Source organism: Pararoseomonas baculiformis, assembly GCF_017813395.1.
Taxonomy (GTDB): Bacteria; Pseudomonadota; Alphaproteobacteria; order Acetobacterales; family Acetobacteraceae; genus Roseomonas; species Roseomonas baculiformis.
The window spans coordinates 103803-119303 of record NZ_JAGIZB010000001.1 but is presented as its reverse complement, the minus strand read 5'-3'; the positions used below and the strand labels follow the sequence as shown (position 1 = coordinate 119303).

General features: G+C 72.6%; 14 protein-coding genes. 8 read left to right on the top strand and 6 right to left on the bottom strand.

The features are described 5' to 3' along the window. Window positions 1-61: 61 nt before the first annotated feature. Window positions 62-430: a DUF2946 family protein gene (locus J8J14_RS00540; RefSeq protein ID WP_209377469.1), complete on the bottom strand. Its 369-nt coding sequence runs from the start codon at window positions 428-430 to the stop codon at window positions 62-64. A 147-nt stretch (window positions 431-577) separates the two neighbouring features. Here J8J14_RS00540 and J8J14_RS00535 point away from each other — a divergent pair, with 147 nt between their 5' ends. Both J8J14_RS00535 and mutL read left to right on the top strand, forming a co-directional pair. Beyond that, on the top strand, window positions 578-2482 hold the full coding sequence (locus J8J14_RS00535) for a glycosyltransferase (RefSeq protein WP_209377468.1): 1905 nt from the start codon (window positions 578-580) through the stop codon (window positions 2480-2482). Window positions 2483-2556: 74 nt separating this feature from the next. Continuing rightward, window positions 2557-4425 carry a DNA mismatch repair endonuclease MutL gene (gene mutL, locus J8J14_RS00530; protein ID WP_342452356.1) on the top strand — a complete coding sequence of 623 codons (1869 nt, stop codon included), beginning with the start codon at window positions 2557-2559 and terminating at the stop codon, window positions 4423-4425. A gap of 7 nt (window positions 4426-4432) precedes the next feature. On the opposite strand, the gene J8J14_RS00525 is transcribed toward mutL, so the two are convergent. The 5 genes from J8J14_RS00525 to J8J14_RS00505 form a co-directional block, all read right to left on the bottom strand. Next, window positions 4433-5602, bottom strand: a complete 1170-nt coding sequence (locus J8J14_RS00525; protein ID WP_209377467.1) for a DUF4336 domain-containing protein — start codon at window positions 5600-5602, stop codon at window positions 4433-4435. A 119-nt stretch (window positions 5603-5721) separates the two neighbouring features. Further along, window positions 5722-5967: a hypothetical protein gene (locus tag J8J14_RS00520; RefSeq protein ID WP_209377466.1), complete on the bottom strand. Its 246-nt coding sequence runs from the start codon at window positions 5965-5967 to the stop codon at window positions 5722-5724. Between the two features lie 66 nt (window positions 5968-6033). Then, the gene (locus J8J14_RS00515) at window positions 6034-6480 is read right to left on the bottom strand and encodes a DNA polymerase III subunit chi (protein ID WP_209377465.1); all 447 of its coding nucleotides are present in this window, start codon (window positions 6478-6480) and stop codon (window positions 6034-6036) included. After that, a complete protein-coding gene (locus tag J8J14_RS00510) occupies window positions 6477-7916 on the bottom strand; it encodes a leucyl aminopeptidase family protein (protein ID WP_209377464.1) in 1440 nt (479 codons plus the stop codon). The genes J8J14_RS00515 and J8J14_RS00510 overlap by 4 nt, the downstream gene beginning before the upstream one ends. 11 nt (window positions 7917-7927) lie before the next feature. Continuing rightward, on the bottom strand, window positions 7928-9631 hold the full coding sequence (locus J8J14_RS00505) for a leucyl aminopeptidase (protein WP_209377463.1): 1704 nt from the start codon (window positions 9629-9631) through the stop codon (window positions 7928-7930). A gap of 246 nt (window positions 9632-9877) precedes the next feature. Here J8J14_RS00505 and J8J14_RS00500 point away from each other — a divergent pair, with 246 nt between their 5' ends. The 6 genes from J8J14_RS00500 to J8J14_RS00475 all read left to right on the top strand — a co-directional run bounded on the left by J8J14_RS00500 (window position 9878) and on the right by J8J14_RS00475 (window position 15495). Next, window positions 9878-11386 (top strand): GGDEF domain-containing protein, encoded by a 1509-nt coding sequence (locus J8J14_RS00500; RefSeq protein ID WP_209377462.1) that lies wholly within the window; start codon window positions 9878-9880, stop codon window positions 11384-11386. Between the two features lie 82 nt (window positions 11387-11468). Beyond that, entirely contained in the window at window positions 11469-12242 is a 774-nt protein-coding gene (gene cysQ / locus J8J14_RS00495; protein ID WP_209377461.1) for a 3'(2'),5'-bisphosphate nucleotidase CysQ, read from the top strand. Then, window positions 12239-13198: an L-threonylcarbamoyladenylate synthase gene (locus tag J8J14_RS00490; protein WP_209377460.1), complete on the top strand. Its 960-nt coding sequence runs from the start codon at window positions 12239-12241 to the stop codon at window positions 13196-13198. Before cysQ ends, J8J14_RS00490 begins: the two co-directional genes overlap by 4 nt. 41 nt (window positions 13199-13239) lie before the next feature. Beyond that, entirely contained in the window at window positions 13240-13839 is a 600-nt protein-coding gene (locus tag J8J14_RS00485; protein WP_209377459.1) for a chromate transporter, read from the top strand. Beyond that, window positions 13836-14375 carry a chromate transporter gene (locus tag J8J14_RS00480; RefSeq protein WP_209377458.1) on the top strand — a complete coding sequence of 180 codons (540 nt, stop codon included), beginning with the start codon at window positions 13836-13838 and terminating at the stop codon, window positions 14373-14375. The genes J8J14_RS00485 and J8J14_RS00480 overlap by 4 nt, the downstream gene beginning before the upstream one ends. Window positions 14376-14475: 100 nt before the next feature. Continuing rightward, the gene (locus J8J14_RS00475) at window positions 14476-15495 is read left to right on the top strand and encodes an extracellular solute-binding protein (RefSeq protein WP_209377457.1); all 1020 of its coding nucleotides are present in this window, start codon (window positions 14476-14478) and stop codon (window positions 15493-15495) included. Window positions 15496-15501: the final 6 nt, after the last annotated feature.

Genomic DNA, 15501 nt, shown 5'->3' with positions numbered 1-15501 from the left:
CTCGGGCTCCTGACAGGCATGGATGGACCGGCCCGGCGATCGGGCTGGCCGTGGATGGCTGTCAGGCGGCGGGTGGGGCCCTGGGCTGTTGCGGAGGCGCGCGGGGCGGGAAGGGCGGCAGCCCCGCGCGGCCGGCCGGATGGGCCGGCGCGGCATGGGCGATGCGGATGGCGGGCGCGCCGGGCGCATCGGCCTCGATGGCGGCCGGGCCCTGGCAGAGATCGCAGCAGGAGGGATCCTGCGCCTTCTCCACGGGCTGGCCATTCTGATCCACCAGGATGGTCCGCATGCCCGAGGGGCTGCAGAGCTCCACCGCCATGGCGCTGCCCATCGCCGCCATGGCACGCGCATGGGGCAGCGCCGCACCGGCCCACTGCATCAGCAGCAGGACAGCGAGAAGGCGCGCGAGAAGGCTGCGGGTCGGGCGCATCAGGGCCAGGCTAGCAAAGGACGGGGTGGTTGGTGAGGCGGTTTGTTCCTCCGCTAATACGAAAGTCAAGGGGCACGGCGGTCGCGCCATTCTAATGTCAGGTTCTCGTGGCCAGTGTGCCCGGCCGCCTGCTCGATTGGACTTGCCTTGCCGCATGATCTTCCGCCGGGTGCCCGCTCCGATCCTGCCCTGCCCCGGGCCCGGGAGGTGGGGCTGGCGCCCGCCGCCCCGACCGAACTCGTCCTTCAGCGCATCCTGCTGGACCGGCCGGTCGGGCTGCGGGCGCTCTACTGGACCCTGCGGGAGGATGTGGCGGCGGAGCCGCCGGCGGGTGGCTCGGTGCATGTGCCGCCCGGTGGCCTGCTGGGCTTCGACACCTATTTCGGCGTCTTCCAGGAGCAGAGCTGGCGCCTGCACACGGAACTCGGCGAGCTGTTCCTGCGCCTGGACCTGCGAGGGGCCTGCACCCTCCGCGTGACCCGCCGCACCGCTCATACGCGGCAGGTGGTGGTGGAGCAGCCGCTGGACGGGGATGGGCCCGTGCTGGTGCCGATCCCGGCCGAGCGCGTGAACTTCCGGCAGCACGGCTTGCTCGCCTTCCAGATCCTGGCGCGGGATGCGGTGGAGTTCCGGGGCGGAGCCTGGGTGACGCGGAGCGCGGCTCGGCCCGCGGGGCTGGCCGCCCTGTTCTGCACCTTCAACCGCGAGACCGACATCGCTGCCGTGCTGGAGGCAATCAGCGGCGATGACGCGGTGATCTCGTCCCTGGCACGCGTCCATGTGGTGAACCAGGGGCGGCCGGGCCTGGCCGCGCATCCGGCCATCGCGCCGCTCCTCGCGCGGCATCCCGGCCGGATCCGCATCACAGAACAGGCGAATTTCGGGGGCGCGGGCGGCTTCGGGCGCGGGCTGCTGGAGGCGCTGGACGACCCTGCCTGCACGCATGCGGTGATGCTGGACGACGACATCCGCATCGAGCCGGACAGCCTGTTGCGGCTGGCCTCCTTCTTCACCCTGGCGCGGGGTGAGTTCCCCGTCGGTGGGCAGATGCTCGATATGGTGCAGCCCACGCGGGTCTATGAGGCCGGGGCGATCATCCGGCCGGAGAACTGGTCCTTCTTCCCGCAGCATCACCTGCTGGATGCGGCGGACCCGGAGAACCTGATCTCGATGATCGGCCCGGACCCCGTGCATTACGGCGGCTGGTGGTGCCTGGGGCTGCCGCTTTCGCTGATCCGGCGTGAGGGGATGCCGCTGCCCTGCTTCCTTCGCGGGGACGATGTGGAACTGGGGCTGCGCCATAGCTTCGCGGGCATCCACACCGTCATCATGCCCGGCATCGCCGTGTGGCATGAGCCCTTCTATCTCCGCCTGGGCGGGTGGCAGCTCTATTACGAAACGCGGAACATGCTGATCGCCGCGGCGCTGCACATGGATCCGGGCGGGCGCGGCATGGCGCTGCGCATGATGCACCACCTGCTCTTTCACCTGCTGATGTTCCGCTACTACAGCTCGGCGCTGATCATCCGCGCGATCCTCGACTTCCTGCACGGGCCCGCGATCCTCGAGACGTCGCCGCTGCCGCTGCACGGGGAGATCGGCGCGATCCACGGGCGCTACCCGGCCGAGACGGTGCCGCGCGGGGTGGTGCTGGCGGAGCAGGAGACGCGGCGGGAGCCACGGACCGGCCCTGGCTGGTTCCTCCGCCGCCTCTCGCACCTGGCCGACAACGCGCTACGGCCCAGCCGCCCCGGTGCGGCGCCGCGGCGGTTGCCGGCGAAGCTCTTCCACTGGGGCGCGCTAGGGCGCGGGGCGGATGCCATCGCGGTGGAAACCTGGTGGGACCGGGAACTGCCGGTCTTCCGGCGCTCGCGCAGGGAATACTTCGCCACCTTGCGCGAGGGGGTTCCCGCCCTGTGGCGCCTGTACCGGGAGGGACCGATAGCGGGCGCGGCCTGGCGCGCGGCCTTTCCGCGCCATCGCTCCATCGCCTTCTGGCGGAGTTACCTCGGGCTGGCCAAGGGCGGGGCCATGGGTGGGGAGAGGGGGTGAGCCGGGGCTCATCTTTCCTTCACCGGCACAGGGCATCCTTGCTCCCGGGGCCTGAAGGCCCCATCCCCTGCCATGTGATTCCAGACCAGGTCATTCGCCGCCTTCCCCCCACCACCGCAGACCGCATCGCCGCCGGCGAGGTGGTGGAGCGCCCCGCCGCCGCCGTGAAGGAGTTGGTGGAGAATGCGCTGGACGCCGGCGCGCGGCGCATCGCCGTTACCCTGGATGGCGGCGGCATCGACCGCATCCTGGTGGAGGATGACGGGCGCGGCATGGTGCCCGCCGACCTGGCCCTTTGCATCGAGCGCCACGCCACCTCCAAGCTGCCGGACGAGGAGACGCTCTTCCGCATCGCCACCCTCGGCTTCCGCGGAGAGGCGCTGCCCTCGATCGGCGCCGTGGCGCGGCTCTCCATCACCACCCGCCCGCGGGACGGGGACGCCCATGCCATCTCGGTGGAAGCCGGCCGGGTGGACGAGGTGGTGCCCGCCGCCGCGCCCCCCGGCACGCGGGTGGAGGTGCGGGACCTGTTCTTCGCCACGCCGGCCCGCCGGAAATTCCTGAAGACCCCGGGGACCGAGGCCTCCCACGCCGTGGAATCCGTGCGGCGCCTGGCCCTGGCCTGGCCGGAGGTCGGGTTCCGCATGGTGGTGGACGGCCGCACCCTGCTGGATGTCGCGCCCGCCGACCGCGCGGGCCGCGCCGCCGCGCTGCTGGGACCGGACTTCGCCGCCGCCTCCGTGGCCGTGCGGGGTGAATGGCCCGATCTGCGGCTGGAAGGGCTGGCGGCGCTGCCCACCCATCACCGCGCCACCGCCGCGGAGCAGCATCTGGTGGTGAATCGCCGCCCCGTGCGGGACCCGCTGCTGCGGGCCGCGCTGCGCGTGGCCTATCGGGACGTGCTGGCTGCCGGGCGGCACCCTGTGGCCGCGCTCTTCCTCGAAATCCCGCCCGAGGCGGTGGATGTGAATGTCCACCCGATGAAAACCGAGCTGCGCTTCCGCGATGCCTCCGGCGTGCGCGGGGCACTGATCGCCTCGCTTCGCCGGGCCCTGGGCACGGGGGCCGGGGTGGGCATGGGGCGCAGCGGCTGGGATTCCGGCGGTGCGCCCGACCCTGCCTGGCCCAGCCGCGCCGGCCAGCCACTCCCCCCCGGCCCGCCGGAGGGCGCCGGATCGCCTTCCGTGAGCTGGTCCGACGGCACGGCCACCCCGATCCGGCCATCGGGCTTCGCCGAGGCGGGCTTCGGCTTCACGGCCGCCCCGCCGCCCCGCCCGGTGCAGCCGCGCTTCGCCCTGCCACCGGGCGCCCTGTCCGTGCCGGCCGAGGCGCCGCCCCTGCCACCCGGCACGCCGGAGGAGGGGCCGCTTGGCCGCCCGCTGGCGCAGCTGCTGGACACCTACATCCTGGCTGAGGCGCCGGATGGCGCCCTGGTCCTGGTGGACCAGCACGCGGCGCATGAGCGGCTGACGCATGAGCGGCTTTCGGCCCAGCTCGTCTCCGGCGGGGTGCGGTCCCAGCCCCTGCTCCTGCCCGCCATCGTGGACATGCCCCCGGCCGATGCGGCGCGCCTGGCCGAAAGGGCCGAGGATCTGGCGAGGCTTGGGCTGGAGATCGAGGCCTTCGGCCCCGGCGCGATCCTCGTGCGCGCCCTGCCCGCGCTGCTGGGCAACCCCGAGCCCGGGCCGATCCTGGCCGATATCGCCGCGGAGCTGGCCGACTGGGAGGAGAGCACAGTGCTGGAGCGGCGGCTGGACGCGGCGGTGGCGCGGCTGGCCTGCCATGGCAGCGTCCGCGCCGGGCGCCGCCTGAACCCGGCGGAGATGGCCGCCCTGCTGCGGGAGATGGAGGCGACGCCGCGCGCCGCCACCTGTTCCCATGGCCGCCCCACCTTCCTGCGCCTGGGCGCCGGCGACCTCGCCCGGATGTTCGGCCGGACCTGAACCGCCCTCAGGCGGTCTCCACCGCCGGGGCGGAGCGGCGGCCCGGAAGCAGCCAGCGCAGGGAGCGGCGCAGATGCTCCGCCCCGTCCCTCTCGAACCAGCGGCCATGGGCGAAGATCACACGCTCCGGCCTCCAGTCGAGAAGGCGCTTGGCGGCCTCGGCCGCCTCCGCATGGCGCCACTTCACCACGGCGCGCAGATAGGGCGGCGGCATGCCGTCCGGCGCCATCATGCCGAAAAGCCAGACCAGCGGCCGCATGGGCAGCGGCACCTTGGGCGGCTCCAGGTTCATGATGAGGTCGGTGAGCATCAGCGTGCGGCTGGGCTCGTGGAACATGGCCATCTCGTGGAACCCGGCGGCCCCGGGCACGGCGACGATGCCGATCGCGCCGCCCCATTCCGGGGGTGGGGTCTCGGAGAGGTCATGGTCCAGCCGGACACCGCTGCGGCGCACCTGCCCGCGGTCCCGCAGGCCGGGGGCGGCCCAGCTCACGGCATCCGGCACCTGGTCCTGCCATTCCTTCAGGAAGGTCCAGTGCGCGATGTTGGGGGCGACGAGATGCTTGATGGGGCCCAGCCGCTCCAGTTCCCGCCGCAGGGCGAAGGTGAAGCGGGTGGGGGAATGCAGGAGCAGCCCGCCATCGGGCAGGCGCACCACCGTCATCCGCACGCCCACCACCGAGCCGGCGAGGTTCGGCAGGATGCTGTCCACCACCCAGAGGCCATCGGCCACGGGCTTCGGCGTGTCCAGCGGCGGATAGGACGCCTGGTGGCCATGATGGGAATGCCCTTGCCCCATCAGCCGGCCAAGCATGCCGGAACCCTGGCCGGGGCCGCGGGGTGCCCGGCTGCTGGACAGGGCGACCACCGCCAGCTCCACTAGACCCAGGCCGACGAGAAGGGCGCGATCCGCATCGGAGACCCGGCGGAGGGAGAGCCCCGCGCCGATCAGCGCCGCGCCGCCCATGGCGTCGAGCGCGAGGTGCTGGCGCATGGAGATGGCCGGATAGGTGCCGCCCTCATAATCCGTCAGCACGGAATAGGCGGTGTGATAGGCGGCGGCCGAGCCCAGGGCACGCCGCACGGGCCGCGGGAGGCCCGGCGAAAGAGCGAGGCCGCCAAGCAGGGCGGCCACGCCGTAATCGATCATCCCGTGGATACGGGTGGGGATCTTCATCGCGCGCTTCCATGCGGGTGGGAACCCGATGGAAACGGCAGGGGCGCGGGAAGGATGCGGCGCGCGCCCAAAACCCCTAGGTGCCGGAGGAGGTCCGGCCCATCAGGGCTGGAAGGGGCTCAGGCGCCCTCTTCCTCGTCATCCGCGCCGCGCAGGTCGCAGGCGATGACATAGGCCGGAGAACCGTCCTCGGCCTCCATCTCCTCGATCAGGTCGATGCCGTAGATATCGATCTCGCCCTCTTCCTCATCCTCGCCGCCGAGCATGATGCCCAGCGCCACGGGGCGGGAGGGGTCGAGCTTCTGCAACTCGGCGATCAGGGCGCCGACCGTCATGGTCTCGGTGGCCTGGGTTTTGTCGGACATCGGAAACGCTCCTGAGAACCGCGCCGATGTGGCAGGCCCCAGGGGCCGCGGCAAGGGCCGGTTCGGTTATTCCTTCTTTGCCCAGCCATTCGGGCCCTGCTGCCAATAGGTCAGCGCATGGCCGGCGGTTCGGGCGCGGCGCCAGCGGTCCCGCGCGGCGTCCAGCGCGGCGGGGTCGTTGCCGTCGAACAGGTCGAAGATGCGGTCATAGGATTCCGGGCGGGCCGTTTCCGCGCCATCGGCCAGGAACAGGAAGCGGGCGCCGTTCGGGGCCTCGTCCTCGGTGGTCAGCCAGATCGGCTGCAGGTCGGGGTCGCCCGTGGCGGGGGTGCCATGCGGCAGCCAGTCCGGATCGGGGCAGAGCCAGAGGGCCGTGTCCAGCGCCGCCAGCCGCTCCGGCCCGCCCACTCGCACCACGGCCCGGCCGCCCGTTGCCAGCACGCGCCCCAGCAGCCTGGGCAGCGCCAGCTCCAGCGCCGTGCGGGTCAGGTGGTAGAAGCCGATCTCGGTCATTCGAAGCGGTCCGCCACCAGCCGGTCCAGCAACCGCACCCCGAAGCCGCTGGGGCCGGGGGGCAGGGGATAGGGGCCGGATTCCACGCCCTCCTCCCGCAGGTCCATGCCGGCGATGTCGAGATGCGCCCAGGGAATCCCCTCGGCCACGAATTCCTGCAGGAAGGCGGCGGCGTGGCAGGCATCGGGCAGGAACCTTCCGCCCCAGCCGCCCCCGCCCGCGGGCAGGCAGTGGCGAAGATCGGCGATCCCGCTCTCCAGGTCGCGCCGGTGCCCTTCCCCGGTCGGCATGGGCCAGAGCGGCTCGCCCACCGCGTCCCCTGCCGCCATGGCGGCGTCGCGCAGCGTGGCGTCGTTGCAGAACAGCCCGGCGCGCTGGTGGCCCAGGGCGCGGATGATGCTGCCGGTGAGGGTGGCGAGGTCGAGAATGGCGCGGGGCTTCAGCCGACAGGCGTGATGCAGCGCATCAGCCAGGACCAGCCGCCCCTCCGCATCCGTGTCCACCACCTCCACCGTGGTGCCGGAGGCCATGCGGAGCACGTCACCGGGCCGGTAGCTCTCCGCTCCCGTGGCGTTCTCGGCGATCGCGAGAACCGCGACGGCGGGGGCGGGGCTGCCGCGCAGGGCCAGGGCCAGCATGGCGCCAACGCAGGCGGCGGCGCCGGCCATGTCGCCCTTCATCGCCTCCATCCCGGCGGCCGGCTTGATGCTGATGCCGCCCGTGTCGAAGGTGATCCCCTTGCCGACGAAAGCTACCGGCGCGGCGCCTCCCTTGCCGGCCCAGCGCAGCACGACCAGACGCGGCGGCTGCGCGGAGCCGCGCCCGACCGCCAGCAGCCCGCCATAGCCATGCCGTTCCAGCCAGGCGCGGCCATGCACCTCCACCGAGAGCCCGTGCCGTTCCAGCGCGCGGAGGCGATCGGCGAATACGGCCGGCATCAGCCGGTTGCCGGGCTCCGCCGCCAGGTCGCGCGCGAGGCCGATGGCGCGCAGAAGCGGACGGATGCGCGCGAGGGCGGGCTCGGCCGCCTCCGCGCTGTCCACCAGCAGGTCCAGTTCCTCCAGCGCATGGGGAGGCTCGGCGCCGTAATGGGGCAGGCGGTGGGCGCGGATCCCCGCGCCCATGGCCAGGGCGGCGACCTCCTCGGGGGCGAAGCCGCGCGCATCCAGCATGCCCCGGCGGGGGCCGTTCCTTTCCTCACCTGCCATGGAGGCGGCGGCGAGAGCGCCGGCGGCTTCAAGCCCATGCGGCGCGCCGATGAGCCAGACCGTGCGGCGCAGCACCCCATCCAGCCGCAGCGCCTCGCCCCGCGCCGCGTCGAAGCCCGCCGCGGCGCCCGCCTCCCGGCAGCCGGCCGGCAGCGGCCGGCCGGGCAGCACGGGCACGGCGATGGGCTGGCGCCCGCGCGGCAGCTCGGTGGGGCGGAGCTTCAGCACGGGCAGGCGGATCAGCGGCGCGGGCGGCGCGCGGGCGGGCGGCGCGTGCCGCGCGGGGCAGCGCCAGGGGCAGGGGAGGGCTCGCCTGCCGGGGGCGCGGGCATGTCCGGGGCGGGCTCGATGGGTTCGGAACCCGCCGTTCCCTCCGACAGCGTGGCCGCATTGGCGATCCCGGCGCCGCTCACCGCCGCGGTCTCGTTCCCGGCCGGCTCGGGCCGGGGCTCGGCCGCGCGGCCCTCATGGTGCTCGGCCACCAGCCGGTCGAGCAGGCGCACGCCCCAGGCCGTCGCACCCTTGGGGGCGGTGGGCTGGTCCTTCCCGCTCCAGGCCACGCCCGCAATGTCCAGATGCGCCCAGGGGCAGCCATCCACGAAGCGCTGCAGGAACTGGGCAGCGGTGATAGAGCCGCCCGCACGCCCGCCACCGACATTCTTCATGTCCGCGATCTCGGAGCGGATCTGCCGGTCATAGGCCTCGCCCAGCGGCATGCGCCAGGCCAGCTCGCCCACCGCCTTGCCGGCATCCTCGATGCGGCGAGCCAGCCCGTCATCGTTCGAGAAGAGGCCCGCATGCTCGTTGCCGAGCGCCACGATGATGGCGCCGGTCAGCGTGGCCAGGTTCACCATGAAGGCGGGGTCGAAGCGCTTCTTGCAGTAGGACAGCACGTCGGCGAGCACGAGGCGCCCTTCGGCATCCGTGTTGATCACCTCGATCGTCTGGCCGGAATAGGAGGTGACGACATCGCCCGGGCGGGTGGCGGTACCGGAAGGCATGTTTTCCACCAGCCCGACAAGGCCGACGACATCCACCTTCGCCTTGCGGCCCGCAAGCGCGGCCATGAGGCCGGCGACGACGCCCGCCCCGGCCATGTCCCACTTCATGTCCTCCATGCCGGCGGCGGGCTTGATGGAGATGCCGCCGGTGTCGAAGGTCACGCCCTTGCCGATGAAGGCGAGCGGCTTGCTGTCCTTCTTCCTCTGGTCCGTGCCGTTCCAGCGCATCACCACCATGCGCGGCGGCTGCGCGGAGCCCTGGGAGACGCAGAGCATCGAGCCGAAGCCGAGCTTCTCCAGGTCCTTCTGGCCGAAAACCTCCACCTCCACGCCCAGCTTCTCCAGCTTGCGCAGGCGGTCGGCGAATTCGGGCGGGTTGAGGATGTTGGCGGGCTCGCTGACCAGCTCGCGGGTCAGGAACACGCCCTCGGCGATGGCGCGGCGGCTGGCCCATTCGGTCTTCGCGCCGGCGGGGTCCTCGCACAGCATCTTCACCGCGCCCAGCCTCGGCTTGTCCTCGGGCTTCTCCTTCGTGCGGTAGCGGTCGAAGCGCCAGGCGCGCAGCACGGCGCCGAGCGCGACATCGGCCGGCGCCCCGGCCCAGCCGCCGATGGCGCGCGCGTCGATGGCTGCCACGCTTTCCCGGCCCAGCGCGGCCACCGCATGGCCGCCCGCCGCCTCGGCGCCCGCCGCATCCAGCGATTCACGCTTGCCGAGCCCGACGAGCACGACCCGCGAGAGACCGCCGCCCGGCGCATAGAGCGTGGTGGCCTGGCCCTTGCGGCCCTTGAACTCCGCCGCGGCCAGGCCGCGCGCCAGATGCCCGCCCAGCAGCTTGTCCCATTCCCCAACCAGCGTGCCGCCCAGATCCTCCTCCGCCAGTAGAAGGACGAGGGCGCCGCTCTCGGGCAGGGCGGGCTTGGCGAAGGCGATGTCGAGCATGGGGGGCGTCCGGGCTGTTCAGGCGAAAAATAGCACTGACGCGAGGATGCGCCATGGCAGGGCGGCAGCTTCGTTCCGCCCTGATCGCCGGCCCACCGAGCCGGCCCCAGTTTTGTTCACATCGCCGTGATATTCGGGCTAGATGGGTTCTGGCCGCACTGGCCGCACGGCTGCCGGTCGTCCATGCCCCGGAGAACGTCCCTTCCCATGTCGTCGATCCTTTCCCGGCTGCAAAGGCGACGCGCGATGAGCCCGGCCGTTGCGGCAAGATGGCTTATGCTCACGGGGATGGCGCTGGCGCTTGGCATGCTGGCGCTGGGGACGGTGGTGCTGCTCCAGGCGCGGGACGTCGCCTGGGAGCAGGCGAAGCAGGCCTCCTCCAACCTGGTGACGGCGCTGGAGCGGGATATCGCCCGGAACATTGCGACCATCGACCTGTCCCTGGACGGCGTGATCGCTGCGCTGCAGGAGCCCGGAATCGACCAGATCACCCCCGAGCTTCGCCACAAGGCGATGTTCGACCGCGCCACGACCGCCGAGCATCTCGGCGCCGTCCTCGTGCTGGATGCCGAAGGCAGGGTGGCTGCCAGTTCCAACGGTAGCGCGTCCGAGGGGGTGATCCTGGCGGACCGGGATTACTTCCGGACCCACCAGCACCAGCCGAATGCCGGCCTCTATGTCGGCCACCCCTTCCGCAGCCGCCTGCGCAACGGCGACCCCAGCGTGAGCGTGAGCCGGCGCCTGCCCAGCCCGGACGGGCAGTTCCAGGGCGTGGTCATGGCCGCGCTCCGCATCGCCTATTTCGCGGACCTGTTCGACCGGCTGGACCTTGGCGCCAAGGGGTCGGTCGCCCTGCTCCGGACCGATGGCCCGCTGATCGCGCGCGCTCCGTTCAACCCCGCCGATATCGGGCGTGACCTGAGCCGGGGCGAGGTGTTCCGCCAAATCCTGGGCGGCGGTCCCGCCGGCACCTTCGTCGCCACCTCCACGCTGGATGGCGTGGAGCGATTCTATACCTACCGCCGGATCGGCAGCCTGCCGCTGGTGCTCAGCCTGGGCGTCTCGGTGGAGGAGATCTACGATGCCTGGTGGCGCAAGGCCTATGCCATGGGGAGCATCCTGGTTGTCCTCTGCGCCGCCATCGCCGCCCTTTCTTTTCTGTTCCGGCGGGCGATCCTGGGCCGGATCGCGGCGGAGGACGCGCTGCGGCAGGCGGCCGAGGAGCTCTCTGTCATGGCCGCGACGGATGGTCTCACCGGGCTCGCGAACCGCCGCCACTTCGATGCGCGGCTGGATGAGGAATGGCGCCGCGCCATTCGGGGTTCGACCACGCTCTCGCTGCTGCTGCTGGATGCGGATTGCTTCAAGGCCTTCAACGACCGCTATGGCCATCTGGAGGGGGACGAGGTGCTGGTCGGGATCGCGCGGTCGATCCGCCGCTGCGTGCGGCGCCCGGCCGATGCGGGCGCACGCTATGGCGGGGAGGAGTTCGTGGTGCTCCTGCCCGAAACCGACGCCGCAGGCGCCCGCACCATCGGGGAGGCGATCCGGGCGGCGGTGGAAGCGCTGGACATTCCCCATGCGGACACCCCCTTCGGACATGTGACCGTCAGCATCGGCTGGTCCTGCTGCTACCCGCAGCCGGGCCAGGCGCCCGCCCTGCTGATCACTGAGGCGGATCGCGCCCTCTACGCCGCCAAGCGGGGCGGGCGGAACCGCGTGGCCGGCCAGATGGCCGGGCTTGCGGCAGCGTGAGCCACACGGCCTGAGGGAGCCCCGGGCATGGCGGCGTGACGGGGGGTGCCCCTGGCCCCATGCTCCGCGCTATCTCCCCGGGATGACCGACGAAGACCTGCTCGCCCTGGCCGCCTCCCTGGCCGAGCGCGCCGCCCATGCCATCAACGCCATCCGCGCCGCGGGCTTCGCCGTGGAGCGCAAGACCGACGAGTCCCCCGTGACCGAGGCGGACCGCGTGGCCGAGGCGCTGATCGTCGAGGGGCTGCGTGCCGCGACGCCGGACATTCCCGTGGTGGCGGAGGAGGAGGTGTCGGCCGGGCTGGTCACCGCCCTGGCCCGGCGCACCTGGCTGGTCGATCCGCTGGACGGCACGCGGGAGTTCGCCAGGGGCTATGACAGCTTCGCCGTGAATGTCGGCCTGGTGGTGGACGGGCGCGCCCATCTCGGCGCGGTCGCCCTGCCGGCCACCATGGAGATCTTCGCCGGCATCGTGCCGCTGGGCCTGGCTTGGAAGCGCGACGCGCAGGGCCAGCGCGCCATCCGCGCCCGCGCCATCCCGGAGGAGGGCGCGACGGTGCTCGCCTCCCGCCACTATTCCGACGACCCGCGCCTGGACCGCTTCCTGGAAGGGCGGAAGGTCGCGGCCATCCAGAAGGTGGGATCGGCCCTGAAGTTCTGCCGCCTCGCGGAAGGGGCGGGGGATCTCTATCCGCGCTTCGGCCGCACCATGGAGTGGGACACGGCCGCCCCCCAGGCCGTGCTGGAGGCCGCGGGCGGCCGGGTGATGGGTTTCGACGGCGCGCCCCTGCGTTACGGCAAGCCGGACTTCGAGAACCATCCCTTCCTGGCCGAGGGGCTGGCGGGGGCCGCGTGACAGAGCGGCTCTCTCCCCGCGACATCGCCCGTGCCGCCGCCCTGCTGCGGGAGGGCGGGCTGGTCGCCTTCCCGACCGAGACGGTCTATGGCCTGGGCGCCAATGCGCGGGATGGGCGGGCGGTGGCCGGCATCTATGCAGCCAAGGGCCGGCCCAGCTTCAACCCGCTGATCAGCCATTTCCCCGATGCCGCCGCCGCCTTTGCCGAGGTGGTGCCGGATGCGCGGGCCGAGGCGCTGGCCGCGCGGTTCTGGCCGGGGCCGCTGACCCTGGTCCTGCCGCGCCGGGCCGAAGGCCGGATCGACCAGCTGACCGGGGCCGGGCTGGACACGCTGGCCGTGCGCGTGCCCGGCCACAAGCTGGCGCTGGATCTGCTGCGGCAGGCCGGGGTGCCGGTGGCCGCGCCCTCCGCCAACCGCTCCGGCGGCGTCTCCCCCACCACGGCGGACCATGTCCTGGATGGGCTCTCCGGCCGCATCGCGGCCGTGCTGGATGGCGGCCCTTGCGCGGTGGGGGTGGAGAGCACGGTGCTGGACCTCGGCGGCCCGCGCCCCCTGCTGCTGCGCCCGGGCGGGGTGACGCCGGAGGCCATCGAAGCGCTGATCGGCCCGGTCTGCCGGCCCGCCGGCGGGGAGCCGGAAACGCTGCGCTCGCCCGGCATGATGCTCTCCCATTACGCGCCCTCCCTGCCCGTGCGGCTGGATGCGCGGTCGGTGGGGCCGGATGAGGCGCTGCTCGCCTTCGGCCCGCCGCTGCCCGGCGCCGGCGCCAGCTGGAATCTTTCCGAGGCGGGGCAGGTGGCCGAGGCCGCCGCGCGGCTCTTCGCCGGGCTGCGCTGGCTGGATGCGGAGGGCCGGCGCCTGGGCCTTCGCGGCATCGCCGCCATGCCCGTGCCCATGGATGGGCTGGGAGAGGCAATCAATGACCGCCTGGCCCGCGCGGCAGCGCCGCGCTGAGCCCTCTTGCCCGCATCTCCGGACCGGCGGATTTTGGCCCCGTGCCCACGAAGCCCGTGCCCAGGAATGCCGTGTCCCCGCCCGAGGAACCGCCGCTCAACCCGCCACCCGGCCCGGGACAGCTTTTCGTGGCCTTCGCCAAGGCGGGGCTGATGGGTTTCGGCGGCGCCCAGATCTGGGTCCGCCGCGCCATGGTGGAGGAGCGGCGCTGGCTGACCGAGCGCGACTATGCGGAGGTGCTCGGCCTCGGCCAGGTGCTGCCAGGGCCGAATGTGGGCAATGCCGCCGTGATGATCGGGCGCCGCTTCGCCGGCCTTCCCGGATCCTTCGCGGCCACGGGCGGGCTCTATCTCTTCCCGCTGATCGTGCTGATGGGCCTTGTGCTGCTCTGGCAGGGCTTCGCCGATGAGCCGCTGGTCTCCTCCTTCATGCATGGGCTGGCCTGCGCGGCGGCGGGGATGGTGATCGGCAACGCCTTCCGCATGTCCGGCCGGCTGCGCCCGCCGCCGGAGCAGATCGCGGTGGGGCTGGCGGCCGCGCTGGCCGCCGCCTGGTTCCGGGTGCCGCTGCCCGTGATCGTGCTGGTGCTGGGTCCGGTCTCGATCGGGCTGGTGGTCTGGCGGATGCGGAGGGCCACATGAACCCGCTCGCCGGCGATATCTTCTTCTTCTTCCTGAAGCTCTCGCTCCTTGCCGTGGGCGGCGCCAATGCCGCGGTGCCCGAGATGCACCGGGAAGTGGTGGAGCTGCGCGGTTGGATGACGGATGCCAGCTTCTCCCAGGGCTATGCGCTGGCCTCCGCCGCGCCGGGGCCGAACGTGCTCTTCGTGGCGGTGATCGGCTATCACGTCGCCGGGTGGCAGGGGTTGGTGGCCAGCCTGCTGGGCTTCCTCGGCCCCACCTTCATCCTGGCCTGGGGCGTTGCGACGCTGACCCAGCGCCTGGCCGGGGATTGGCGGCTGGCGGCGCTGCGGGCAGGGCTGGTGCCGGTCGCGATCGGGCTGATCCTGGCCACGGGCCTCGTCACAGGGGCCGCCGCGGCGCGGGGTTCGGGGATCGAAGTGGCGGTGGCGGTGCTCATAACCCTCGCCTCCGCGCTGTTCACCTGGCGGAGCAACCACACCCCGCTCTGGGCCCTCGGGGCGGGCGGAGTGCTGGGCCTGTTGCTGCTGCGCTGACGGGGCAATCTCCTCGCCGCACTGATACGCATTCTCACCTATTGCCGGGGCGCGGGGCTTCGATCAGATTGCGCCTCGTTCTCAGGACAAGGCCAGCACCATGACCCGCCCGAAGAAGGCCGTGCTCTTCGCGCTCTCCCTCCTTCTCGCGCCTGTCGCCGCCCATGCGGCCGAGGTGAATCTCTACACCACCCGCGAACCCGGCCTGATGCGCCCGCTGACCGAGCGCTTCACCCAGGAGACGGGCATCCAGGTGAACACCGTCTTCGTCCAGGGCGGCCTGGCCGAGCGCCTGACGGCGGAGGGCAGCCGGTCCCGCGCCGATGTCGCCATGGTGGTGGATGTGGGCAACCTGATGGAGCTGGTGGACCGCGAGCTGACCCAGCCCGTGCAGTCCAAGGCGCTGGAGGAGGCCATCCCGGCCAATCTGCGCGACCCGCAGGGCCGCTGGTTCGCCCTTTCCACCCGCGCCCGCGCCATCCTCGCCTCCCGCGAGCGGATCCCGGAGGCCGAGGCCGCGAAGCTGACCTATGAGGACCTGGCCGACCCGCGCTTCAAGGGCCGGGTCTGCATCCGCTCTGGCCAGCACCCCTACAACACCGCCCTCTTCTCGATCCTGATGATCGAGCACGGCGAGGCCTGGCTGCGCGACTACCTGACGAAGCTAAAGGCCAACCTGGCCCGCCGCGCCACGGGCGGCGACCGCGAGGTGGCGCGCGACATCCTGGCCGGCCTCTGCGACGTGGGCCTGGCCAACACCTATTATGCGGGGCTGATGCTCTCCGGCCGCGGCGGCGAGGAGCAGAAGCGCTGGGGCGAGGCCGTGCGCGTGGTGCTGCCGGCGAACGAGACGGCGGTGAACATCTCCGGCGGTGCCGTGACGCGCCACGCCCCGAACCGGGCCGAGGCGGTGCGCTTCCTCGAGTTCCTGGCCTCCCCGGAGGCGCAGAGCATCTACGCCAACGGCAATTTCGAGAACCCGGTGCGCCCGAACGCGCCGGTGAACGAGATCGTGGCGGGCTTCGGCCCGGTCACGCCGCGCAACGTCTCCCTGCCCGAGGTCGCCGCGCGCCGCGCGGCCGCCAGCCGCATCGTGGATGAAGTCGGCTTCGATCGCTGAGGGGAT

Coding starts and splice junctions, on each gene's coding strand:
- J8J14_RS00520 (WP_209377466.1), bottom strand. CDS start 5,967: ATGTCCGACAAAACCCAGGCCACCGAGACCATGACGGTCGGCGCCCTG.
- J8J14_RS00475 (WP_209377457.1), top strand. CDS start 14,476: ATGACCCGCCCGAAGAAGGCCGTGCTCTTCGCGCTCTCCCTCCTTCTC.
- J8J14_RS00540 (WP_209377469.1), bottom strand. CDS start 430: ATGCGCCCGACCCGCAGCCTTCTCGCGCGCCTTCTCGCTGTCCTGCTG.
- J8J14_RS00505 (WP_209377463.1), bottom strand. CDS start 9,631: ATGCTCGACATCGCCTTCGCCAAGCCCGCCCTGCCCGAGAGCGGCGCC.
- J8J14_RS00525 (WP_209377467.1), bottom strand. CDS start 5,602: ATGAAGATCCCCACCCGTATCCACGGGATGATCGATTACGGCGTGGCC.
- J8J14_RS00480 (WP_209377458.1), top strand. CDS start 13,836: ATGAACCCGCTCGCCGGCGATATCTTCTTCTTCTTCCTGAAGCTCTCG.
- cysQ (WP_209377461.1), top strand. CDS start 11,469: ATGACCGACGAAGACCTGCTCGCCCTGGCCGCCTCCCTGGCCGAGCGC.
- J8J14_RS00500 (WP_209377462.1), top strand. CDS start 9,878: ATGAGCCCGGCCGTTGCGGCAAGATGGCTTATGCTCACGGGGATGGCG.
- J8J14_RS00515 (WP_209377465.1), bottom strand. CDS start 6,480: ATGACCGAGATCGGCTTCTACCACCTGACCCGCACGGCGCTGGAGCTG.